Genomic DNA, 24,351 nt, shown 5'->3' with positions numbered 1-24,351 from the left:
TAGCACCGCTAAAGTTAGTAACATTAGTAACAATCATTCATTAGCTGATAACAGCAAAACCTTAAAACAGAATTCTGGGGAGAATTTGTTAGCATGAATAAATTAGTCTATTTAGATTATGCCGCGACCACACCAATTGATGAGCAAGTCGCCCAAAAGATGATGAAATACATGACCTTTGATGGCGTGTTTGGTAATCCTGCCTCGCGTTCGCATGGGTTTGGTTGGCAAGCTGAGGAAGCGGTTGAAACTGCCCGTGAGCAAATCGCAGAATTAATCAACGCCGATTCACGTGAAATTGTCTTTACTTCAGGGGCTACTGAGTCAAACAATTTGGCGATTAAAGGCGCCGCACAATTTTATAGTGGTAAAGGCAAACATATTATTACCAGTAAAATTGAACACAAAGCCGTGCTAGACGTCTGCCGCGAGTTAGAAACAGAAGGTTTTGAAATCACTTATCTAGACCCACAGCCAAAGACAGGTCTGATCACGGTTGACCAAGTGAAAGAGGCTATTCGTGAAGATACTATTTTAGTGACCCTAATGATGGTTAACAACGAACTTGGCACCCTAACAGATGTTGCGGCGATTGGTGAAATCACACGTGAAAAAGGTATTATTTTTCATGTTGATGCGGCGCAGGCAGCCGGTAAAACTCCGATTGATTTGGAACAATTAAAAGTTGATTTGATGAGTTTTTCTGGGCATAAAATTTATGGTCCTAAAGGGATTGGTGCCTTATATGTACGTCGCAAACCGCGTGTGCGTCTAAAATCACAAATGCAAGGTGGTGGTCATGAGCGTGGTATGCGTTCAGGTACTTTGGCAACGCATCAGATTGTGGGAATGGGTGAAGCATTTGCCATTGCTGGCAAACGTATGGCAGAAGATGAAGCCAGACTGACAAAACTGCGTCAACGTCTGTGGGACGGGTTAAAAGAGCTTGATGAGGTTTATCTTAATGGTGACATCAATCACAGCATTCCAAATATCGTCAACATCAGCTTTAACTTTGTAGAAGGCGAATCCTTGATGATGTCATTGAAAGATTTTGCCGTGTCGTCTGGTTCTGCTTGTACATCAGCAACGCTTGAGCCTTCCTACGTATTACGTGCGATTGGATTATCAGATGAGCTTGCTCACAGTTCAATTCGTTTTAGTTTGGGACGTTATACCACCGAAGAAGATGTTGACCATGCGATTGCTGAGATGCGAATCGCGGTTGAAAAATTACGCGCTTTATCACCGCTTTGGGATATGTATAAAGAAGGCGTTGATTTAAATAGTGTGGAATGGAATGAACATTAATTTGTATTAAAAATTAATTTCCATTAAAAATTTATTCAATCGAATTAATAAGTAAAGATTAGTCAGTTACGTTTGACGTAACCAGCCAAAAGGAAAATGAAATGGCCTACAGTGATAAAGTGCTTGACCATTATGAAAATCCACGCAATGTGGGAAACTTAGATAAAGATGCCAAAAATGTCGGTACCGGTATGGTCGGTGCCCCAGCGTGTGGTGATGTGATGCGCCTGCAAATCCAAGTGGGTGATAACGGTATCATTGAAGATGCGCGCTTTAAAACCTATGGTTGTGGTTCAGCCATTGCATCAAGCTCATTGGTGACAGAGTGGCTTAAAGGCAAAACCCTGGATGAAGCTAGCGCAATTAAAAACAAAGATATCGCAGAGGAGCTGGCATTGCCACCGGTTAAAGTGCACTGCTCAGTGCTGGCAGAAGACGCCATTAAAGCAGCGATTGAAGATTATAAATCTAAAGCTGAAGCTTGATTGACTGCACGATTGTCACAGTCTTATTGATTCATCCTCAATAAGACTGTGTGAGTCGCTCGAAGTGACTAGCTTGAAGATTGAAATGAATAGATGGGGTAGTAAAGTGATTGAATTATCAAACGATGCAGCTGAACATGTACGCGATTTTTTGCAAAACCGTGGTCATGGCGAAGGTATCCGCGTAGGTATCCGTACCGCAGGTTGTTCCGGCTTAGCGTATGTACTGGAATTTGTTGATGAGCCAGACCCTAACGATCAACGTTTTGAAAGTAATGGGGTTAGTGTATTTGTCGATCCAAAAAGCTTAGTTTATCTTAATGGTTTGAAAATGGATTTTGTCAAAGAAGGTCTCAATGAAGGCTTTAAATTTAGTAATCCAAACCAAAAAGGTGAGTGTGGCTGTGGTGAATCTTTCACCGTTTAGTTTTTAATATTTTTTGTCAGTATAGTGATGGCTCGGTAGGGGAAGTTGAAAATGGTTAATTATTTTGAGTTGATGAATGTACCCCAACAATATCAAATTGATATAGCCAAACTTCAGCAGACCCTTCGCCAACTTCAATCTAAGTTCCATCCTGATAACAATCTTGATGCGTCTGTAGCTGAGCAAACCCTTTTGCTATCTGCTAATACGGATAGTTCTTTGCGTGAATCAATCGCCAAATTATCCGCACTAAAGCCTGAGCAAGCGTCTGCTATTATTAATGAAGCCTACAATACGCTTAAAAACCCTGATTCTCGCGCGTCACATTTATTGGCACTCAAAGGCATTTCACAATCTATTAACCAGCCGATTCGTGATTTGGAATTTTTAGACGATGCCATGTCATTTCGTATCGATTTAGACGATGCTGATAGCCAAAGTATTACGCTACTTAGCAAAAAACTTACCGAGTGGCTAAATAATTATCAACTTGCCTTTGACGAAGTTTACCAAAAAATTGATAATTCAGCTGCAGCTGAGGCTAATGATGATGCCTTAACCAAACAGGCGATAGATATCATTCAAAAACTGCAGTTTTTGGTTAAACTGCAAGTAGATGTGGCAAAAACCACCGATGAATTAGCCAAGCAAAATTTTGATAATGATGACGATCTTTACGTGTAAATCATGGTGAAAGGGTAAGTTGTCATAGCGTTGGTTAATTTATTGGTTTATCATATTTTTAATTTATAATACCATCCGTTTTGACTTTCTATAAAGATATAAACTAAGCTGGTTTTATTTTCAAATTATTTTTTCTATTTTTCAATTGGTCCAATTTATGTCGTTATTACAAATCGCTGAACCCAATCAAAGTGCCAAGCCCCATGCGCATCGTTTTGCTTTGGGAATTGACTTAGGAACCACGCGCTCACTGGTAGCGGTAGTACGTTCAGGTGAGCCACAAGTGATTGGCGATAAAGTTAGCGAATGTCAATCTAGTGACAATAACGCCAATGACGACAGTCAAATTGCTAATCAGGTAAAAGGTATCGATTGCCAAAAGCTTTTACCCTCGGTGGTGTATTTTGGCTTAGATGACAATGGCAATCCCGAAACTTTGGTAGGTAGTCATGCTGAAGCAATGGCAGAACAAGCGCCAAACCATACTGTACGCTCGGTCAAACGGTTTATGGGTCGAAGCATCAAGGATATTAAGTTCAATCATCCTTACGAATTAGTCGGTGATGTCGACGTCATGCCAAGTATCCAAACCCCACAAGGTGCCAAAAATCCTGTTGAAGTATCAAGTATCCTGTTAAAACATCTGTATGATCGGGCAAAATTGGCGTTACCTGACAATAGTATTGTGGGTGCGGTGATTACGGTGCCGGCTTATTTTGATGAAGCACAGCGCCAAGCGACCAAAGATGCGGCTAAATTGGCAGGCATTCATGTGATTCGCTTATTAAACGAGCCGACGGCTGCTGCGATGGCGTATGGGCTGAACCAAACACAAAACGAAGCATATCATCTCATTTATGATTTGGGCGGGGGCACGTTTGATGTATCGGTGTTAAAGCTCAATCACGGTGTGTATGAAGTGTTGGCAACTGGCGGTAATAGCGCACTGGGTGGCGATGATATTGACCGCTTGATTGCTAATTGGCTGATTCAACAAACAGGCTTGAATCCATCAACCATTGATAACCATCAAAAACAGCTGCTAAACGTACAGGCTCGCACGCTCAAAGAACAGTTATCAAAAGCAGACCAAGTGACAGCCGAGCTTTCAATCAACGGTCAAGCTTTTGACATTGTGTTAACCCAAAGCAATCTTCGTCAAATCATCCAGCCTGTGACTGACCGCACATTAGCGGTTTGTGCGCAAGTACTACGTGATGCTGGACTTGAAACGTCCCAGCTTGATGAAGTGGTATTGGTAGGTGGTTCGACACGAATGCCATTGATTCAGCAAATCGTGGCAGAAACGTTTAATCAGCCGCCACTGTCACGCATCAATCCAGATGAAGTCGTTGCGTTGGGCGCAGCCAAATATGCCGACCAATTAATCGGACAACAGCAAAATACGGTGTTGCTGCTTGATGTCACGCCTTTATCCTTGGGGCTTGAGACCATGGGTGGTCTTACCGAAGTGATTATTCCGCGTAACACGCCCATTCCTGTGACGCGCAAACAGGTATTTACAACCTATCAAGATAACCAAAATGGTATGATTATCCATGTGGTACAAGGTGAACGCGATACAGTGGCTGACAACCGCTCGTTAGGGCAGTTTAAACTGACTGATATTCCAGCGATGAAAGCAGGGTTGGCGCGTATCGAAGTCACTTTTCAAATTGATGCCAATGGTCAGTTAACCGTCTGGGCTAAAGAGTTGACAACGGGCAAAGCAAGCCAAATTCAAGTCAAGCCGTCTTATGGATTGTCAGAAGATGAGCAGGAAAAACTGCTCAAAGCAGGCTTTGATTTTGCCATGCAAGATCGATTGCAGCGTAGCTTGATTGAAAGTCGAGTAGAAGCAAAACGAGAATTATTGGCGCTAGCATCCGCGCTTGCAGAATTTGGCTTTTTGTTAAGCGATGAGCAGAAGAATACGCTGCAAGCCTCAATGGCTGATGTTCAACAGGCGATTGATGGTGCTGAACAAGCCCAGCTAGAAACAGCGAGCGCGCAGCTAAAAGTTCATAGTGATGATTTTGCTGCACTTATCATGAACCAAGCGGTCAATGAAACCATGAAAGGCACTTCAACCGCGGATTGGTCAAATTAATTTTGAATACATAAGACTATTAATCGTTAAGAGATTGCTATGCCAAAAATTACTGTATTACCGCATCACCAAATTTGCCCTACTGGCGCAGAGATTGAACTCAATGAAGGCGATAATCTATGCCGTGGTTTGCTAGAAAAAGGCGTGAAAATTGAGCATGCTTGTGATATGTCAAAAGCTTGTACTACTTGCCATGTTATCGTGCGAAAAGGGTTTAATAGCTTGGAAGAAATGGACGATATCGAAGCTGATTTGCTGGATCGTGCTTGGGGGCTAGAGCCAGATTCAAGACTGTCTTGCCAAGTTATCATTGAAGATCAAGATTTGACGATTGAAATTCCAAAATATACCATCAATCACGCCTCTGAAAATCATTAATACCAACCGATAAAAAAAGGCTTACTAATCATGGTTAGTAAGCCTTTTTTATGGCGCTACGTATCGCTAAACACTCGTTATTGCTAGAGCAAGGCGCTGACTCATTCAGCGCATATGTATTCACAGCATATTATGGCGCAGCAGTCTGCGGTTTAACCGTAACCTCAGTGATGGATTTTAGGTATGCTAAATAATCCTCAAACTGAGACTGACCGATATTTTCGCGCACGATTTGGGCAGTCTGTTGTTTGACTTGCGGTGTGATTTGCGCGTTATCATTGGTGATAACACCACCAACAATCACGCTTGCACCCGATACAGTAGGCCGCGTCATGACCGCTAGTTGATTGTTAACAGCAGGTTGACTAAATGCCACACCACGCTCGTCATCGCTGAGTTTGCTGTCTTGACGAGTCACAATCCCCAAATCTTGGAATGGGGCACCCGCCGCCGCAATTGAATTGGATTGTTTGACTTTGGCAGCGATGGCATTGGCCTCTGCCACTGCTAAACTTTTTGCTTTCTCTTCAATAAGTTTGGCTTTAATAACCGGCTCGGCTTCTGCTTGTGTCATGAGTTTGCTAGTGCGGTGATTGGTTGATTGTAACCATACCACTTTATCAGAGACATCTATGCCGACTGATACACTGCCTTCTTGCAGCGCCAGTGGCTCAAATGCTGCCGCTACAATAGCAGGTTGACTCAGTGCAGACGAGTTATTGGTTTTAGGATAATTTTTAATCGATTTGGCGGTTAATTTATAGCGATTGGCAAGCTCGGTGATAGTAGCGCCAGCAACTGCGTCATTATTGATTTTACCAATCAAATCTTGATAGGCGGCTTCACGCTTTTGCGCCATAATTTGTTCGGTTAACACAGGCGTCAAGCTTTCAATGGTTGGTGGAGTTTGACCATTGATTTTTACCAATTTGAATAAATGATAGCCATAGTTGGTTTTGATGGGGCTCGTGACTTGACCGACTTTTAAGGTCTTGATTTGGGTCATGATGGTGTCATAATCATTGGGGAACATCGATTGGGTAATCGGACCGATGTTGCCGCCATCGTTTTTACTGCCTTCATCTTGCGAGTACTGTTTGGCAAGCGCCGCAAAATCCGCTTGATTGGCATCAAGTTTACTTTTTAATGAGGTTAAGGTGGCTTGTGCTTGACCGCCATTCATCAAAATCATTGCCAATTCGTATTCGGTCTGGTTGTTGCTATTTTTCAAATAGCTTTGATACTGTTGCTGCAATTCCTGAGCTGTTGGGGCAGCAACAGGCAGGTTGTTTTTATTGAGTTCTAAATAAGTTAAATCCACCATATCACTAGATTTAAGTGTCGCTTGATTTTTTTGATAGTAACTTGCAATCTCTTGCGGCGTCACTTGCACCTGCGGCGCAAAGCTGTGCCAGTCCAAACGCAGCACTTGCACAGGGCGAGACTCAGACTGCATTGACATAAGTTTATCAATACTCCCTTGCGCAAAAATCCCTGTATTAATGATACCGCGGCTAAAGGCAGTCACTAACAAGTCTTGACGAACCGAATCAAATAATTGTTCTTTGGTCATGCCGCGACTGGTTAAATAGCTAGCAAACAACTCGTTAGAAAATTTTCCGCTGGCGTCTTGGAAGGTTTTTTCAGCCATCAACATTTGGGTGATGGTGGCGTCCGATACCGTAAAACCAAGCTGGTTGGCTTGGTTGATAATCAAATAACGGTCAATCAAATTGTTCAGCATCTGCTCACGTAATTTATCGCTATTAAGTAGGCTTGCATCGCCATTCACTTGCTCAAGCAAGGTTTCGCGGCGATTGTTAATCATGGTTTGCAAGGTAGCATTATCGATATTTAACTCTGCAACTTTGGCGACAGCATTGGGGTCATCTCCGCTACGGACAATTGACTCAAACCCCGTGATGGCTAAAGGAAGTAAAAAAAGAACGAGCAAGGCTTTGCCCATCCAACCTTTCAAAAAATTGCGTAAAGATTCCATATTGCTCACTTGCAGTTTAGATGGATTTATTAAGGATAACTAATCAGGCTAAATAATCAAATCAAACACGATATTATAGGGGAACTGTCCACCAAAATCATTATCTTTCATCAAGTTGGGTAGACAGTTTTAAGATATAGCAAAATAGTAAAAAGGCAGACTGTGAACAGTTTATAAATTTTTAGATAACGTGTTATAAATTCTTAGATAGTTCCGAAATAATAGCGTCAAGGATTTTGAGTCTTGCGGTATATTTATCATCGGTGGCAATCACATACCACGGGCGCTTTTTATGGTGGGTTAAATGAATCATGTCGGAAGCGGCTTGCACGTACTCATGCCATTTGGCACGGTTACGCCAATCATCATCGGTAATTTTAAACTGTTTATTGGGCGTCTCTTCACGCGCTTTAAAGCGTTTAAGTTCTTCTTGTTCACTGATAGCGAGCCAAAACTTGACCACAATGGCGTTGCTCTGTACCAAGTCGTTTTCAAAGCGATTGATTTCGCCATAAGCACGTTGCCAGTCTGCCGCTTTTGCAAAGCCCTCAATACGTTCAACGAGTACACGACCATACCAACTACGGTCAAAAATGGTCACTCGGCTATTATGCAGGCGTTGTTTGAGTAAGGCGACGCATTTATTGCGTTTGAATTTTTGCGATAAATACGCTATATCCACATCTGCCATTTCATCATGGGGCAGGCGCGTCCAAAAACGCCACAGATAGGCGTGTTTTAATTCATCTTCGGTCGGTGCGGAGATAGCGTGGATGGTAAATTCACGCGGGTCGAGTGGGGCAATGATGCGGCGTATCGCACCGCCTTTGCCTGCGGCATCCATACCTTCAAAGACAAAGATGATATGGCGCTGACCTCGCTCACGAATCAGTTCAGCGAGTATATGTTGTTTGCTATGTAGTTGTTTTTTATAATCTGCTTTTTCTAATGCGTGGGATTCGACGCTAACCAACTCATCAATCAGATGGGTTGGTTTAAAAGGCAGTGAGGTGGGTTTAACAGGATTTTTGTCCGTTTTAGGGTTAGCTGATTTGTCGGCTTTTTGCGGGTTGTCTTGGGCATCATTGGCTGCAGCTAGTTGGTTCATGGTTTGCAGCGCTGCTAATACAACATTCGCAAATTGGATATTTGAGGCATCGATATCTTGTCCATCTATGTGGTGCCAGCTTGATTGTAAGCGCATCAGCTTGCTGCTAAAGCGTTTGAAACGTTTCACGTCTTTTTTTCGAAACCAATCTAAATGGTACAACTGTTCAGGGTCAGGCTCTTCATCGGTCAAGCGTTTTTTTAGGGTTTTGTTATCGACCCAAAACCAGCATTTGACGATATCGGTGTTGTTATTGACCAAATCTTGTTCAAACGCCTCAATATCTTCAATCATTTGCTGTAAGCGCTGTTCATCTATATCATCGCCACAGTCAAACACATAACGAATCAAGTCAGCGTACCAGTTGCCAAAATACACGGCAATTTCACCCTTTCTAGGCAGTTGCCATGTGTGACGCTGCCAAATCGGTTGGTAGCGGCTGGGATGCTGTCCCATAGTGGCGTGAACCTTGATATAGCGTGCGTCCATCCATTCGGTTAGCGCTTTGACCGCTTCGCCTTTGCCCGAATTTTCCATACCATTCACCAAGATTAGTAACCCGCGCGAGTTTTTGCCAGCCCGTTGCTCGCGTAGGGTGGTTTGCTCGGTAATTAAGTCAAAACTTAATTGTGCCTCAAGCGTCGCAGGTGGCGTTTTGTGAGCGTTATCGGTTTTGGCAGATTTGGCAGTGTTATTAGTGGGTGCAGACGCGGCTGTATTATTATTCAAGTTGTTATCTAAGCTATTATCTAAACTGTTGCTATTTTGCGTTGGCATACGACCTTCTTAGGGAAATACCCGAAATTTTGCTAATGACCGCTTCATTTTTTTAAAAGATAGCAGTTATCCTACCGGTGAACAATTTACGATTTGTATTTTTGCTGGATTTACATTAAGGTAATGCGTCACAAAACTTCATTTTACTGTGGGTTTATAAAATAGATAAACTGCAGTTTCTCTGTTTTGAATTTAAAAATTTTGCAAAAAAATCGAGGCCCTATGAGCAGCTTAAGCCAATTAGAACAAGATTTAAAACAATTTCGCGCCCTTCCATACCACAGCGATACCCAGTTAGCGCAAAAACTCAGTGAAGTACAAGCCTGGCAACGCGGTCGTATTCATAAAACCCACCAAGCGTTATTTGCCAGCGCCAACAACCAAGCCATGGGGGAATTTTTAATTGACCAACTATATGGGGGCGAAAAATTCAATGTGCTCGCTGAACAGCTAGAGCGCATGGTGCAAAAGGCTGAAAAATTAGAAAAATTTATCCCTGCCAATGCCGTGAGCACAGGGGCAGCCGGTATCATCGAAGCGATTAACGCCATTAAGCTTGATCTGCAGCTTGCTCAGTATTTACAAGAAAATCATTTATCCGTGGATGAGCCATCCATGATTAAAGCCTATCGGTCCGTGAATGCAGAGTCGGCAAGACGCCAGCAGATGGCTGACCTCAAGCAAATGTGCTATCGCACGGATAAATATCTTAAATCATTTATCTTACAAAAAGCATTTTCACTCGCCAAAGGCACAGCGTACAAAAAAGGCTTTCAGCCGTTATATGACTTTATCGCTGAAGGTTTTGCTGCCATCAAACCGATTAAAAGTATTGGCGCATTTATTGAGCCATTTTGTGAAAAAGAGTTGCAAATCATTACCAATGTGCATGCTGGCAAAGAACATCCTTTTGATGTTTAATGATAAAATAGAAAAAAATTTGCACCAACTTTGCGCTTTTAACTTTGCCAAGTTTTGATTGGCGATGACCTCACTAGGAAACCACATGAACGACAATAACCATAATTCAATCCAAGACAGCTTGGTAAAAGACAGCCTCCAAGCCAATGACAAGCTCAATAGCCAAGTACAACAGTCACTGACAGCTGACACCACCATCAACCGTGAATTTACTGGCACAGCTGATTTGCCAGAATCCGTGCCCCAAGGTCAGCAGCTCACTCGCCCTGCAACCGCTATCCCCAATGAGTCGTCAGCGCAATCAGTTAGCGGTTTTGATAAGTCAGCTATTGACAATCCGCATACCGAAGCTACCGATGGCAATGAAGAAACCCATTTTGGCTACAAAACCGTCAAAAAAGCTGAAAAACAAGAAAAAGTAGCAGAAGTGTTTACCTCTGTTGCCAAAAAATACGACATCATGAATGATTTAATGTCACTGGGTATTCATCGTCTGTGGAAACGCTATGCCATAAGTCTAACGGGCGTGCGTGCAGGTCAACGGGTATTAGATATCGCAGGCGGCACAGGTGACTTGGCAAAAGCCTTTAGTAAAGAGGTGGGTCGCACAGGTCATGTGGTATTGTCCGATATCAATGAAGCGATGCTAGAGGTCGGTCGTGAGCGTCTGCTCAATGCAGGCTGTAGTAACGTCGACTTTGTACTAGCCAATGCTGAGACGCTTGCACCATTTGATGATGAAAGTTTTGATTTGGTGACCATCAGCTTTGGGCTACGCAACGTCACCGACAAAGACGCGGCACTGCGCTCGATGTATCGGGTGCTCAAAAAAGGTGGTCGCTTGCTGATTTTGGAATTTTCAAAACCGGTGTTTGAGCCATTTGGTAAAGTCTATGATTTGTACTCGTTTACCGCATTGCCACTCATGGGTAAATTGGTGGCGAATGACAGCGAAAGTTATCAGTATTTGGCAGAGTCTATCCGTATGCATCCAGACCAACGCACCCTAAAAGGCATGATGGAAGACGCAGGCTTTGTCAATTGTGACTATAACAACTTAACAGGCGGTATCGTGGCGGTACATCGTGGGTTTAAAAAGTAACTGATGGCGAAAAATATAATAGCTCACTGAAATTTATATACTAAAAGAGAATCAGATGTTTATTGTATTACTACTCGCAGGCATTGAAAAAGTGGTTAATCTAGCGATTGCCACTGACCCCATCACCCAAACAGGGTTACAACCGTTATCGGGTAAAGTTTTGCGCCTAGTGATGGCAGAGCCCGCCATTGAATTTGATACGATTTTTAATGACGACCATATCCGCTTTGAACCTGTGACGGTTGATGTTTTTGAACCTAAGGGTAGTGCCGTGGTAAGCAAACCTGATTGTATTGTCAAAGTGGACAATCCTGTGCATTTGCTCAATTTGATGGGTGACCCACAAGGCAATCTGCCGATTGAGGGCGATTATAAAGTGCTGATGCAAGTCAAACAGTTAGTCGCTGGGTTTGACCCTGATATCATTGGTAAACTGCAACCGCTGATTGGCCTGCCGATGGCAAGTCAACTGTCTAATCTGTTATCCAACCTAAAAGGCACAATCGCTGCACCTGCCAAAGAGATGTTTGCCGATATTACCAATATCAGAGAGTGGAAAACCAACGATGCAAGTATTGATGCCAATGCAAGCAATGAGTTAAAACAACAGCTGCTAAAACTGCGGGCGGATGTTGAACGTGAACAAGCCAGACTCGATGCCATCAAGCAACAGCAAGCGGCTTTAATGAAACAATAAATTGGAAAAGTAGATTGCAAAAGTAAATTTATTGCAAAATTCGCTTTTGCACAATTAAAATGACGGGTTAAATCCCCGTCTTTTTTTTAACCATTAAAAAATTGCTTATATCATGCTAGAATTCCCACCATTGATAAGCTTTCTAACGAGTTGCCAACGTGTTACTAAATCATCGCAAACGTCTTTTACAACTGTGGCGCATTGCCGCTCATTATCGTGTTGATACGCATCTACCTATTGAAGAGACGCCGCAGCTTGAGCCCATTGCCAAACTTATCCGTATGCACCCTGCCAGCTATTTTCAAAAACCCCATCCAGACGGGGTTAGGCTGGCGCTTGAAGAAATGGGCACGCTGTTTTTAAAATTAGGGCAGCTGCTTTCCACCCGTCGTGATTTGGTCACCCCTGAGATTATTGAGCAGTTGGTGCATCTGCAAGACAGGGTGAAACCCTTTAGTGTCGATACGGTTATCGAGCAAATTGAACAATCGACAAAAAAAGGCGGTTTGGGGCAAACTATCAATCAGCTATTTGCTAGATTTGATGGCACACCGTTAGCGGCGGCATCTATCGCCCAAGTGCACACCGCACGCCTGCATGATGGGCGTGAAGTGGTAGTCAAAGTAGTTCGCCCAACCATTCGTGAACAGATTATTGAAGATTTTGAATTATTGCGCGATTTGGCAGGGTGGGCGTCAGCACGGATTGAAGCGGCGCGTGCCGTACATATTATCGATATCGTTGAAGATTATCGGCAAGTCTTGCTCAATGAGCTTGATTTAACCCTTGAAGCTGCCAATACCACCCAAATGCGTAACAACTTTTTGGGTTCATCGATGATGTATGTGCCTGAAGTGTATCAAGCGAGCAAAAACATCATGATTATGGAACGCATTGTTGGGGTGCCGATTTCGCAAACCCAAATATTTGATGCGCTTGGATATGATAGGGCGGCACTTGCGGCAAAAGGATTAACGATTTTTTTCACCCAAGTATTTCGGGATAACTTTTTTCATGCCGATATGCACCCAGGCAATGTGTTTGTTGAAACGCTGCCAGCCGATACCCCAAATCCCAATCCCCGCTACATCGCCCTTGATTGCTCAATCGTGGGCGAGTTATCTAAAGCTGACCAAATGATTGTGGCGAGGCTTTTATTATCGGTAATGAACAATAACTTTACCGGTCTAGTGGATATTATTGCGCGGGCAGGCTGGATTCCACCCAATACCGATAAGTACGCCCTCATGCGCGATATGCGCCGCACCGTGTCACCGATGATTAGTAAGCCAATCAACGACATTGATTTTGCAGGCGTGCTCATGTCGGTGCTTGATATTGCGCGTCGCTATCATTTGGACATACCGCCGCAATTAATGCTACTGCTTAAAACGCTAGTGCATGTGGAAGGTTTAGGACGGGATTTATACCCTGAGCTTGATATCTGGTCGCTCGCCAAACCGATTTTGACAGGTTGGGTGAAGCAGCAATTTGACCCGATGCAAAAAATTGGTGAGCTACGCAAGCAATTACCTGAACTGTTACTGAGTCTCAATGATATGCCACAGTTGCTGGATAACAGTTTGCAAAGTCTGTCAAATCTGGGAGGTCACCAAGATCAGCAGCTGCGTGAAATACAGCAAATTCGCTCAGATATGCTCAAAAGTCGTCAGCAGGATTGGCTGGCGCTGCTTGGGTTTGTGGGGTCGTTGTTTATCGCGCAAATGATTGCCAGTCATGCCGTCTGGCAAATCAGTAGCTGGCTTGCGCCGATTTTCTATGTCATTGCTGTGGTGTTTGTATTGTGGCGGTTATTAAATTAGCGACTTAAGCATGCTTCACATAATGATCGGCTAGCAGTTTGACAATCGTAGGGATAAAGGGTTTTGCCAAATCATGTCCCATGTCTTTAATCAAATGAAACTCACTGTGCGCAATCGCTTTGGCAATCGCCCGACCATGCGCCGATGGCACCAGCCCATCTTTTTCCCCATGAATGATAATGGTCGGCTGTTTGATTTTTTGGTCGAATTTAACAATAGAGCCAGTGGCTAATATTGCTTGCAGCTGCTGAAGCGCGCCACGTGGGTAATAACTACGTTCAAACCGCAAGCGAATGAGCCGTTCTACTTCCTCTTCATCCACATGATTGGGCGAGCCGATACGCTGCATACACCACACGCCGTATGCGACCACGTCATCAATTTGGGTGGTTTTGGGATGTGACAGTAGGGTTTGCAACTGCTTTGGCTTGGTGGGTGGTAAAAATGGCTTGTTGTTACTGGTAAACATGAGACCCAGTGTCGACACGCGTTTTGGGTATTTGGCAGCCAAAATTTGCGCAATCATCCCGCCCATAGATGCCCCCACCACATACACATTGTTCAACGCTAACTTATCAAGCAAGCGGCGGGTATCTTCGACCATGTCAAATAAGTTATACGCCACAGGAAAATGACGGTTCGTCAAACCCACTTGCATACGCAGCATCATTTTGACATTGTTGACGGGAAAACGGGGGAAGGGGCGGGCGATTTTTGATGATAGCCCGATATCACGATTGTCAAAACGAATCACAAAAAAGCCTGCGTCAATCAAGCCTTTGACAAAACTATCGGGCCAAAACACCAACTGCGAGCCTAGGCCCATGATCAGCAGCAAGGGCGGATGATCAGGATTGCCACCAACTTCAACACACAGTTGTAATTCATCACCAATATCAATGATGGCACTTTGCATAAAGTCCGTAATCACTGAGGGTTCAAAATTAAATTTGGCTAAATCCATAAGTTATTCCAAAAATATCAATCTGCTAGTGGGGTGTTGAATGAACTTGCCGCAATAGATGACCCGTTGCATGAGCGTGGCAACTAAGATAGTTACTAAGACAGCCAATCCGCCACTTGCTTGGTTAACGTTAAGCGCTGTTTTGCTGCTTCTTTACCGGCTAATACAAACCCTAAAATGCTATGAGGATCATCTTTTGGATGAGCGGTCATGACCATGCCATCAGTGGTTTGGGTCGTTTGCCAATCCAGTTGATCGTCACTGTACTGCCCTGATACAGGTAATACCACCAAAGGCAAACTAGGTGTTTTGATAGCCACTGGCATGGCAGGATACGCCACTTTGGTCGGTGCCATGTTAGGGTCAGCCAAGGTTTTTGCCAAGGCTTTGGCTTGGTTCATCAATGGCATGACATAGGGCATGTAGCTACCCATCACGTTGGCACAATCGCCAACGGCATAAATATGCTTTGCCGATGTGGCTAGATAGGCATCGACCTTGATGCCTTGCTGCACGGTTCTTGGTAAATGGGTTATTGTAGGATTGATGTGCTGTGACGATGCTATGGCAATGTTCGCTGATGCGGCAAGGTCAGTATTAGCCACCAAACCAATCGCTATCAAAACAATATCCGCCTCAAAGGTTTGTGATTGGTTGTCCCTGTCAAACGAGATGGTCACGGTTGCATTATCGTTTGTGTCAATATTTGTATTAACGTTTGTCGTGATACTGGTGATATCAGTGCCTAAGTAAAATGTCACCCCTGACTGAGTCAGAGCGTCTTGTAGCATGATACCCGCCTCGCTAGGGAGCTGCTGAGCCAGTGGGAGTGCTGCTTTATCAAAGAGAGCTACTGTGATGTCAGCGATCTGGTTATCTGTATTTTGACCAATCAAATCATTGGCAAATTCACAACCAATCAACCCTGCACCAATAATCGCTACCTTAACCGGCGCTGATTTTTGAGATTTCAGGGTGTTTAGGCGCTGCTGAAAGCTTTTGTACTCATCTAAATGATTGACAGCAAAAATGGTTTGATGATTGACAGCTAGATTGGGTAACAGTCTAGAATGCGCGCCTGTCGCCAATACCAAATCTCGATAAGCAAGCGTTGTTTGAGACGCTTGATTGACTAACGAGCGAACCACAATAACTTGTTCAGCGGCATTAATATCAGTGACTTGATGAAAATTTAATAGGGTCAAGTTTAACGTTTCTGCCATTTTTGCCCCGCTAGCATTGGCGATGCTATCGGCAAGTTTGTTTTGCGCATAGGCATTTGATAAGGTTGGCTTAGCGTAGCTATCACCACTGTCTTGACACACCATGACGATAGGCAAGCTAGTCGTTAGCTTTCTGAGCTCACGCGCTAGCGTATAGCCGGCCATGCCTGAACCAATAATAATCACAGGTTGTGGTTGTGTATTTGGCAGTTGCGCAATAGGCGCATCATTTGAACTGATACTGTCTAAACTTGCGCTATTGTCACTGGCACTATCGACACTCGCACTATCGGCATTGTTAGTTGATTGCATGATAAAACCCTATAGTTCAATCATTTCAAAGTCCACTTTACCAACCCCACATTCAGGGCAAGTCCAGTCTTCGGGAATATCTTCCCAGCGTGTACCCGGAAGGATGCCTTCTTCTGGGCAGCCCAGTGCCTCATCATACACCCAACCACACACGATACATTGATATTTTTTCATTGATAACTTTCCCTATATTAGTGGTAACTTTTGCTATTGAAGATAAGGATAAAAATTGCAATTACAATGCCGAGCAGTATGTTAACCATGCAAAACTCACGCAATCCCCTAAAAATTTAACTTGCGATAGTTTACAAGTATGCACTGAAACAAGCAAGCCAATGACAGGCAACATTCAACCTCATACTGCAAATCTTTAAATCAGTTCGCCCAATCACAGCCTATTAATCATGGCTAAAGTAATGGCTTAACGCCATCCATGACCTTGATTGGCTCAGCATGAAAAAATTGCTAAAATAAGGCACGCTTTAGCAATTTTTTACTTAATTTTTACTTAACACTTAATTTTTACTTAACTGGGTCAATCCTATGCAATCGACTATCACCCTTGATTCACCCCACTCATTTTGGCAAATCATCAGAGTGGTACCTGATTTTCCCAAACAAGGCATTGAGTTTTATGATATCACGCCATTATTGCGCGCTCACGTCAATGCGGTAATCGATGCGTTACTGGCAGCGATACCACAGCCAGTATTTGAGGCGGTTGATTGCTTTGGCGCCATTGAAGCGCGGGGGTTTATTTTTGCTAGCCTGTTGGCAGGTCGAACAGGCAAAGGCATGGTATTGATACGCAAAGAAGGTAAGCTGCCACCGCCTGTGGCGAGTAAAAGCTATGCGCTCGAGTATGGCAGTGATACTTTAGAGATGCAGGCGGGACTTGCGCCCGCGAATGTATTGTTGGTGGACGACATATTGGCGACAGGCGGTACCTTGAGCGCTGCGGTAGGACTTTGTGAAGCCGCAGGGCATCAGGTGCTAGGCGCACTTGTATTGCTTGATTTGGTGGACTTGCATCAACCGCTTGCTATACCACTTTATACGGTGTTACAAGCTAAAGGCTAGTGGGGTGGCATGGGGCTAATCATGACTAAAGGACATGATTAGCCGCTAATGAAAATTTAATGAACCAAGCTTCGTCCATTAAAGTTTTAATGAATAAAGCTTTAATTAACAACACTTAGTTAACCAAGCCTCTCAAGGTTTGCTCTAACGCTTCTCTAGCTTGGATAAAGCCTTCAATACCAGCAGATAATAATTCTTGGCTGATAGGATCAAGCGCATGTTGCTCAGCAAATTGGGTCTCATCGAGGGTTTGTTTTTTGAGGTCAACAAATTGCATATCGGGAAATAGCTGACGCTCGACTTTGACGTCCATCGTGGCAAGTTGGTCTAGCAAATCAGGCGCAATCGTTAATAAGTCACAACCTGCCAAAGCTAATATTTGCTCAATGCTACGAAAACTCGCGCCCATGATTTGGGTGGTGTAGCCATGCTGTTTGAAGTAATGATAGATAGTTTTGACTGAGCTCACGCCTTTATCACGGCTGATTTCGATGCTATCGAGTCCTTCGTCTTTTTTCTGCCAATCCAAAATCCGTCCGACAAATGGCGAGATTAAGGTAACATCGGCATCGGCACAGGCTTTGGCTTGGTGCAAGCCAAATAGTAGCGTCACATTACAATGGATGCCTTGTTGCTCTAGCGCTTTGGCGGCTTGGATGCCTTCCCAGGTGCCAGCGATTTTGATGAGTACGCGTTTTTTATCAATCCCAGCGGCTTCATACGCTTTGATAAATTGCTGCGCTTTGACAATTGTGCCATCGGTATCGTAAGACAACCTTGCATCCACTTCAGTGGAAACACGACCATCAATCAGTTTTAAAATTTCGGTGCCGATATAAATGGTGAGCTCATCAATCACCGCATCGATATCATTGGGGTATTTTTTTAAGGTCTCAATTAAAATAGGCTGCATTTGTGGCGCTGACAATGCTTTCGTAATCAAGCTTGGGTTGGTGGTCGCATCGACTGGTTTTAAGCGGGCAATCGCTTGCAAATCCCCAGTATCTGCCACAATGGTTGTCATCATTTTTAGTTGGTTTAAGCTGCTAGTCATGTACTTTCCTAAATGTCAAATTGCTGCATGTCTCTGATAACTTATCGCGGACAAAATAGTATGGTTTCATTCAATGTTGTTTAACCTATGTTAAAAGCTATCACAAACATTGTGACAATCGCTAGTTTTTTTTCTATTTTGCAAGTATTTGTTAAGCGGCAGGCAGAAAAAACCAATTTTTTTTAGGGTATGCCAAAAATATTGTGTCTATATCAATAATTGTGATGAAAAAGCGCCGAGCGAAACTCGATTAACAGGCGTGATTTGTGCTAGTATTAGGCAATTTCTGCTATAAAGCCATTTGGTAACTTTGTATATTTCAAGGTATATTTCAAGCTAGACTGCCTGTAATTTATGACCCTCAATCCTATCGCGCAGGTCAGTGTTGACTGTTGAGTTGTAATTTTATGAATGAACAAACGATGAGCAATGATGAATTAATGGGACTTCGCCAAAAAATTGATGAAGTGGATGAAAAAATCCAGCGATTAATCAACGAGCGAGCAGGCTATGCGGTGCAAGTAGCCAAAGCCAAAAAGACGCAAGAGGACAATCCGATTTTTTATCGCCCAGAGCGGGAAGCACAGGTGCTAAAAAAAGTGATGGCGCGTAATGAGGGTCCACTCCCTGCCGATAAAATGGCACGTTTATTCCGCGAAATTATGTCAGTGTGTTTAGACTTAGAAGCCCCACAAAAAATTGCTTATCTGGGTCCTGCAGGTACCTTTACCCACATGGCAGCGCTGAAGCATTTTGGTAAAGCCGCCACGACAGTGCCGCTATCGACCATTGCTGATGTGTTTCGTGAAGTCGAAGCCGGCTCTGCGATGTATGGCGTCGTCCCTGTGGAAAATTCGTCAGAAGGCGTGGTCAACCATACGCTTGATGGTTTTTTATCCTCCGATCTGAAAATCATTGGCGAGGTGGAATTACCGGTGCATCATCAGTTTTTGGTGGGTGAGCATACCAAAGTGGGCGCGATTTCAAAAATTTATGCCCACAGCCAAGCGCTTGCCCAATGCCGCCAATGGTTAGATACCCATTATCCCAATGTCGAGCGTGTGGCAGTTTCTAGCAATGGTGAAGCGGCGCGGCGTATCAAAAATGAGTGGCACTCAGCCGCCATTGCAGGTGAAGTGGCAGCAAGCGAATATAATTTGCACAAACTATTTGAAAATATCGAAGATACCCCGTCCAATACCACACGTTTTTTAATCATTGGCCGCGAAGCAGTAGCGCCGTCAGGTCAAGATAAAACCTCGATTTTAGTGGCAGCCAAAGATCAGGCGGGCGCGCTGATTCAAATATTGCAGCCACTGGCAAAACATGGGGTGTCAATGACCAGTATCGAAACCCGCCCAGAGCGTCCAAACAAATGGGCTTATGTGTTCTTTATTGATATGCTTGGTCATATTGACGATGCCAATATGCAGGCCGCCCTCGCTGAGATTCGTCCGCAAGTCAAAGATTTACGGGTACTAGGTGCTTATCCAAAAGCGGTGATTTAACCGTTTTTGGCAATAAAATTTTATCAGTATCAATCATCAACTAAAGGTTTTGATATGACGATCCAATCGGTCAATCACAGTATTGAGCAGTTAAAAGCTTATGAAATGGATAAGTCCAATGAAGAGCTGACCCGTGAGTATGGCTTGGGTGACATCGTCAAATTGGCGAGTAATGAAAACCCAACGGGCTGCTCGCCACACGTGATCTTGGCAATCACGTCAAAACTGGGGGAATTATCGCGTTATCCCGATGGTGCAGGGCAGGGGCTTAAACAGGCGTTAGCCGATTTTTTGGGCTGCGAGACAAAACAAATTGTGTTGGGTAATGGCTCTAATGAGTTACTCAATAACATTACCGCAAGCTTTGCCGATGGCGATGATGTGATCGTGTATTCTCAATACGCGTTTTCGGATTATGAATTGGCGTCTTTGGGTATCAATGAGCGAACCCAACAAGTTGCTGCCAAAAATTTTACTCATGATTTGCCTGCGATGCTTGAGACCATCAATCAAACCGCCAATTGTAAAATGGTGATTATCACCAATCCCAACAACCCCACAGGCACCGTGCTCGCTAAAGATGATCTGATTAAATTCATCAAAAAAGTGCCATCAGAGGTATTGGTGGTGATTGATGAGGCTTACATCGAATTTGTGCCAACGCTCAGCTGTGTAGATTTGACCCAAGAGTATGACAATGTCATTGTGCTACGTAGCTTTTCCAAAGCTTATGGACTGGCAGCACTGCGCATTGGTTATGCAGTAAGCAGCGCAAGCATTGCCGAGATTTTAAATTATACGCGCCAGTCGTTTAATACCAGTACATTGGCGCATGCCGCCGCCACAGCCGCAATTAAAGACCAACATTTTATTAACCAATATTTGGCGTTTAACCATGAGCAAAAACAAGCCTTGTATGATGGCTTGGACAGCTTAGGTGTCGTCTATGTCAAATCGGCTACCAATTTTGTGATGGTTAATGTCGGCGATGGCATGGATATCTACCAAACTTTGATTGAGCAAGGCGTGGTAGTGCGACCGATGGTTGGGTACGGTCTGCCAGCCTGGATACGCGTGAGTGTGGGTTTACCTGAAGAAATTAACCGTTTTTTAGATACGTTGGCGCAGGTATTGAGCTAAGCCAATGTTAGAAAAAAGGTTAGAAAAAAATCGTGAAGTATTTTGGCATTTTTTAGCGTTATTTGTTGTCATCGTTTGGGGAACAACATTAGCAAGCACCAAGGTGCTGCTGGCGGATATGTCACCCATTCAGATTTTGCTGTATCGGTCGGTATTTGCCTATGGGTTATTGTTTGCCATGTCACCTAGACTGCAAACCTTTAGCAGTATAAAAAACGAAGTGTTATATTTTTTGTCGGGGCTGTGCGGTATCACCTTGTATTTTTTGCTAGAAAACACTGCGTTGCTATATACCTATAGCAGTAATGCAGCGCTGTTAGTCACAGCATCCCCTTTGTTTACGGTGCTGATTGCCAGTTTTATCATTAAAACGCATGCTTTTAGCAAGTTGCTGTTGATTGCCTGTGTGATGGCATTGGTTGGCGTGGCGTTGGTATTGGCGAATCAGCCGATGAGTTTAACCAATGGCATGCTGGGTAATATTTTGGCAATATTAAGTGGGTTGGCGTGGTCGTTGTTTGGGTTTGCTAACAGTGCCATTAAAGATGCGCTCAACCCGATGGTACGCATGCGTAAAGTGTTTTTGTATGGCATAATCACCGCGTCGCTGTATATGGTTGCGACAGGTGAAGCCTTTATCAACCTTCACGCGTTTACGCCCATCAATCTGGCAAATTTGCTGTTTTTAGGGGGTATCGCTTCCGCTTTGTGTTTTGTGTTGTGGACCAATGCCAATAAGCATTTGGGTGTGGTAAAAACCTCGCTGTATATTTATTTTATTCCCTTCATTGCGGTATTGTTGGGTGTGGTTTTATTGGGTGAAACAATCACCATCAGCACTATTTTGGGTGGGATTTTGATTGCGCTCGCAGTCTTTTTAGCAAATTATAAAAAATCGGTAAGTTAAATGTTTGAAAAAGTATGTTTTATTGGGCTAGGGCTCATCGGCGCAAGTTTGGCACAAGCCATGCGTGATAAAAAATTGGCCAAATCAATTGTGGCGGTCAGCCGTTCACAAGCAACCATTGACAAAGGTATCAACTACGGACTGCTTGATGCAGGATTTGATGATGCTGCACTTGCGGTGCAGGGGTCAGACTTGGTAGTGATAGCCACGCCGGTACAGGCGGTCAAAAAGATTTTTGAGCAAATCAAACCCATCATTACCGATAAAACCATTATCATGGATGTGGGCAGTACCAAAGGCAATATTATTGCAGACGCCAGCGCGGTGTTTGGTGAGGATATGCCAAAAGGTTTTGTGCCCGCCCATCCGATTGCCGGCGCAGAAAAATCAGGGATTGATGCGCGTAATGCCAAACTATTTGATAACCATAAAATTATCTTAACGCCGCTAGATACCACTAGCAAACAAGCCATTAAAAAAGTGATTGCACTATGGGCGCAGACTGGCGCAGAAGTGGTAACCATGCCAGCGGATTATCATGATAAGGTGCTCGCGCGTACCAGTCATTTACCCCACTTGCTCGCCTACAATCTAGTTGCTCAACTAGCCAATCACAACGACAATATGGATATTTTTCGTTTCGCGGCGGGTGGCTTTCGGGATTTTACCCGTATCGCCGCCAGCGACCCAACCATGTGGCATGATATTTTTTATGCCAATAAAACCGCGCTCCTCGATGCCATTGATGAATTTAGTGAGCAATTAAGCCAGTTGAAAGCAATTATTGAAACCAATGATTCTGAGCAGATGCTGGGTATATTAACCCAAGCCCAAGCCGCCCGACAACATTTTGGACATATGTTAAATAAAACGCCTTATTTGGAAAAACAAGCCATGAAGCAAACTTACGTTATCGCCCCCGCGCAACAATTTGAAGGCAGTCACACCGTCGCAGGTGACAAGTCTATCTCTCACCGTTCGATTATGTTTGGTTCGTTAGCCAAAGGCACCACCACGGTGACAGGGTTTTTGGAAGGTGAAGACGCACTCGCTACCTTGCAGGCCTTTCGCGATATGGGCGTAGTGATTGAAGGTCCAAACCAAGGCAGGGTAGTGATTCATGGGGTTGGATTACATGGGTTAAAACCCTCGCATGATCCGCTATACATGGGTAATTCAGGCACCAGTATGCGCTTGTTATCAGGTATTTTATCAGCACAAAAATTTGATTCGGTGATGACGGGCGACCCGAGTTTATCCAAACGTCCCATGGAACGGGTCGCCAAGCCTCTGCGTGATATGGGTGCCAAAATCCAAACCACGGGCGAAAAAGGCACACCGCCGATTAGCATCACCGGTAATCAAACTTTAACAGGTATCCGCTATGAAATGCCGATGGCATCAGCACAGGTGAAATCGTGTTTGCTGTTAGCAGGGCTATGGGCACAAGGTACTACCACGGTGATTGAGCCAGAAGTGACGCGCGATCATACCGAGCGCATGCTGACGGCATTTGGTTATCCTGTAACAGTGTCAAAAGTGCACAATGGCAATCAAATTAGTGTGACAGGGGGCGGCGAATTAACGGCGTGTGATATCGCAGTGCCTGCTGATATTTCATCCGCGGCATTTTTTATGGTGGCAGGTGCCATCGCCCAACAAGGCAATGTGACCATCAACAAAGTGGGCATCAATCCCACGCGCACCGGGGTGATTGATATCCTAAAGCTGATGGGCGCTGATTTGACATTGACCAATGAAACCACCGTTGGCGGTGAGCCAGTTGCCGATATCGTGGTGAAATCTTCAAAATTGCAAGGTATTGAGATTCCTGAGCACTTGGTGCCGCTCGCCATTGATGAGTTCCCTGTGCTATTTGTGGCAGCAAGTTGTGCCACGGGTAAAACCGTGCTACATGGAGCAGCTGAACTGCGCGTTAAAGAATCTGACCGTATTCAAGTCATGGCAGATGGGCTAAAAACCTTAGGAATTGCCTGTACTGTACTCGATGATGGCATTGAAATTGAAGGTCGCGGTGATGTGGCACAGGTGTTTGGCGGTGGTGAGATTGAATGTCACCATGATCATCGTATTGCCATGAGTTTTACTGTGGCAAGTTTGCGCGCAAGTGATACGATTACCATTCATGGTACTGAGACGGTCAATACCAGCTTCCCTAACTTTGCTGAATTGGTCAATAGTGCAGGATTGCAAGTTACAGTGGTGACTGACTAAATCCTAGGTGAGCTAAACTTGTATCACTGTCGCAAGTCTTTACATTGATGACATGAAAACTAAGATAGACGATGACTTTCTTAGTTTTTACTTTTTTATAAAAAAT

At 44.1% G+C, this 24,351-nt stretch carries 21 protein-coding genes; 15 read left to right on the top strand and 6 right to left on the bottom strand.

Translation table 11 applies throughout. The annotated features are described in order from the left end of the window. Positions 1-93: 93 nt before the first annotated feature. From ACH0AB_RS06115 to fdx, 6 genes are all read left to right on the top strand, one after another. Positions 94-1,311: an IscS subfamily cysteine desulfurase gene (locus ACH0AB_RS06115; protein ID WP_406877589.1), complete on the top strand. Its 1,218-nt coding sequence runs from the start codon at positions 94-96 to the stop codon at positions 1,309-1,311. A gap of 101 nt (positions 1,312-1,412) precedes the next feature. After that, positions 1,413-1,796, top strand: a complete 384-nt coding sequence (gene iscU / locus ACH0AB_RS06110; RefSeq protein WP_007116687.1) for a Fe-S cluster assembly scaffold IscU — start codon at positions 1,413-1,415, stop codon at positions 1,794-1,796. An 85-nt stretch (positions 1,797-1,881) separates the two neighbouring features. Beyond that, a complete protein-coding gene (iscA, locus tag ACH0AB_RS06105) occupies positions 1,882-2,223 on the top strand; it encodes an iron-sulfur cluster assembly protein IscA (RefSeq protein ID WP_198001315.1) in 342 nt (113 codons plus the stop codon). Between the two features lie 51 nt (positions 2,224-2,274). Further along, positions 2,275-2,907, top strand: coding sequence for a Fe-S protein assembly co-chaperone HscB (locus ACH0AB_RS06100; RefSeq protein ID WP_406877588.1), 633 nt, complete (start codon positions 2,275-2,277; stop codon positions 2,905-2,907). A 157-nt stretch (positions 2,908-3,064) separates the two neighbouring features. Next, the gene (gene hscA, locus ACH0AB_RS06095) at positions 3,065-5,017 is read left to right on the top strand and encodes a Fe-S protein assembly chaperone HscA (protein WP_065252643.1); all 1,953 of its coding nucleotides are present in this window, start codon (positions 3,065-3,067) and stop codon (positions 5,015-5,017) included. A gap of 39 nt (positions 5,018-5,056) precedes the next feature. Further along, entirely contained in the window at positions 5,057-5,395 is a 339-nt protein-coding gene (gene fdx, locus ACH0AB_RS06090) for an ISC system 2Fe-2S type ferredoxin (RefSeq protein WP_036597564.1), read from the top strand. Between the two features lie 130 nt (positions 5,396-5,525). Here the strand turns inward: fdx and ACH0AB_RS06085 are convergent, their stop codons facing one another. Together ACH0AB_RS06085 and ACH0AB_RS06080 are read right to left on the bottom strand one after the other, a co-directional pair. Next, complete coding sequence (locus ACH0AB_RS06085) at positions 5,526-7,394, bottom strand: SurA N-terminal domain-containing protein (protein ID WP_406877587.1); 1,869 nt, start codon at positions 7,392-7,394, stop codon at positions 5,526-5,528. A gap of 193 nt (positions 7,395-7,587) precedes the next feature. After that, a complete protein-coding gene (locus tag ACH0AB_RS06080; RefSeq protein ID WP_406877586.1) occupies positions 7,588-9,279 on the bottom strand; it encodes an ATPase in 1,692 nt (563 codons plus the stop codon). A gap of 222 nt (positions 9,280-9,501) precedes the next feature. Here ACH0AB_RS06080 and ACH0AB_RS06075 point away from each other — a divergent pair, with 222 nt between their 5' ends. The 4 genes from ACH0AB_RS06075 to ACH0AB_RS06060 all read left to right on the top strand — a co-directional run bounded on the left by ACH0AB_RS06075 (position 9,502) and on the right by ACH0AB_RS06060 (position 13,822). Beyond that, positions 9,502-10,200, top strand: coding sequence for a DUF8198 family protein (locus ACH0AB_RS06075; RefSeq protein ID WP_406877585.1), 699 nt, complete (start codon positions 9,502-9,504; stop codon positions 10,198-10,200). Positions 10,201-10,285: 85 nt separating this feature from the next. Further along, complete coding sequence (ubiE, locus tag ACH0AB_RS06070) at positions 10,286-11,302, top strand: bifunctional demethylmenaquinone methyltransferase/2-methoxy-6-polyprenyl-1,4-benzoquinol methylase UbiE (protein ID WP_406877584.1); 1,017 nt, start codon at positions 10,286-10,288, stop codon at positions 11,300-11,302. 55 nt (positions 11,303-11,357) lie between these two features. Beyond that, complete coding sequence (locus tag ACH0AB_RS06065) at positions 11,358-11,999, top strand: ubiquinone biosynthesis accessory factor UbiJ (RefSeq protein WP_406877583.1); 642 nt, start codon at positions 11,358-11,360, stop codon at positions 11,997-11,999. A gap of 158 nt (positions 12,000-12,157) precedes the next feature. After that, positions 12,158-13,822, top strand: a complete 1,665-nt coding sequence (locus ACH0AB_RS06060) for an ABC1 kinase family protein (protein ID WP_406877582.1) — start codon at positions 12,158-12,160, stop codon at positions 13,820-13,822. Positions 13,823-13,826: 4 nt separating this feature from the next. On the opposite strand, the gene ACH0AB_RS06055 is transcribed toward ACH0AB_RS06060, so the two are convergent. From ACH0AB_RS06055 to ACH0AB_RS06045, 3 genes are all read right to left on the bottom strand, one after another. Beyond that, complete coding sequence (locus tag ACH0AB_RS06055) at positions 13,827-14,786, bottom strand: alpha/beta fold hydrolase (RefSeq protein ID WP_406877581.1); 960 nt, start codon at positions 14,784-14,786, stop codon at positions 13,827-13,829. A 95-nt stretch (positions 14,787-14,881) separates the two neighbouring features. Further along, the gene (locus ACH0AB_RS06050; protein ID WP_406877580.1) at positions 14,882-16,321 is read right to left on the bottom strand and encodes an FAD-dependent oxidoreductase; all 1,440 of its coding nucleotides are present in this window, start codon (positions 16,319-16,321) and stop codon (positions 14,882-14,884) included. A gap of 9 nt (positions 16,322-16,330) precedes the next feature. Next, positions 16,331-16,495, bottom strand: a complete 165-nt coding sequence (locus ACH0AB_RS06045) for a rubredoxin (protein ID WP_007116674.1) — start codon at positions 16,493-16,495, stop codon at positions 16,331-16,333. Positions 16,496-16,864: 369 nt separating this feature from the next. Between ACH0AB_RS06045 and ACH0AB_RS06040 the strand changes: the two genes are divergently transcribed. Then, the gene (locus ACH0AB_RS06040; RefSeq protein WP_406877579.1) at positions 16,865-17,401 is read left to right on the top strand and encodes an adenine phosphoribosyltransferase; all 537 of its coding nucleotides are present in this window, start codon (positions 16,865-16,867) and stop codon (positions 17,399-17,401) included. 115 nt (positions 17,402-17,516) lie between these two features. On the opposite strand, the gene ACH0AB_RS06035 is transcribed toward ACH0AB_RS06040, so the two are convergent. Beyond that, positions 17,517-18,455 carry a transaldolase gene (locus ACH0AB_RS06035; RefSeq protein WP_406877578.1) on the bottom strand — a complete coding sequence of 313 codons (939 nt, stop codon included), beginning with the start codon at positions 18,453-18,455 and terminating at the stop codon, positions 17,517-17,519. A 407-nt stretch (positions 18,456-18,862) separates the two neighbouring features. On the opposite strand from ACH0AB_RS06035, the gene pheA reads away from it, so the two are divergent. The 4 genes from pheA to ACH0AB_RS06015 are packed head-to-tail and all read left to right on the top strand — an operon-like array spanning position 18,863 to position 24,245. Further along, positions 18,863-19,963 (top strand): prephenate dehydratase, encoded by a 1,101-nt coding sequence (pheA, locus tag ACH0AB_RS06030; protein WP_096488894.1) that lies wholly within the window; start codon positions 18,863-18,865, stop codon positions 19,961-19,963. 54 nt (positions 19,964-20,017) lie between these two features. Then, the gene (gene hisC, locus ACH0AB_RS06025; protein ID WP_406877577.1) at positions 20,018-21,103 is read left to right on the top strand and encodes a histidinol-phosphate transaminase; all 1,086 of its coding nucleotides are present in this window, start codon (positions 20,018-20,020) and stop codon (positions 21,101-21,103) included. 4 nt (positions 21,104-21,107) lie between these two features. Continuing rightward, positions 21,108-22,010: a DMT family transporter gene (locus tag ACH0AB_RS06020; protein WP_406877576.1), complete on the top strand. Its 903-nt coding sequence runs from the start codon at positions 21,108-21,110 to the stop codon at positions 22,008-22,010. Beyond that, on the top strand, positions 22,011-24,245 hold the full coding sequence (locus tag ACH0AB_RS06015; RefSeq protein ID WP_406877575.1) for a bifunctional prephenate dehydrogenase/3-phosphoshikimate 1-carboxyvinyltransferase: 2,235 nt from the start codon (positions 22,011-22,013) through the stop codon (positions 24,243-24,245). Positions 24,246-24,351: the final 106 nt, after the last annotated feature.

It is taken from the genome of Moraxella sp. 179-F 1C4 NHS (assembly GCF_045370505.1).
GTDB classification, from domain to species: Bacteria; Pseudomonadota; Gammaproteobacteria; order Pseudomonadales; family Moraxellaceae; genus Faucicola; species Faucicola tetraodonis.
Note: the sequence above shows the minus strand (reverse complement) of the source record. Positions and strands in the feature narration are given on the sequence as shown.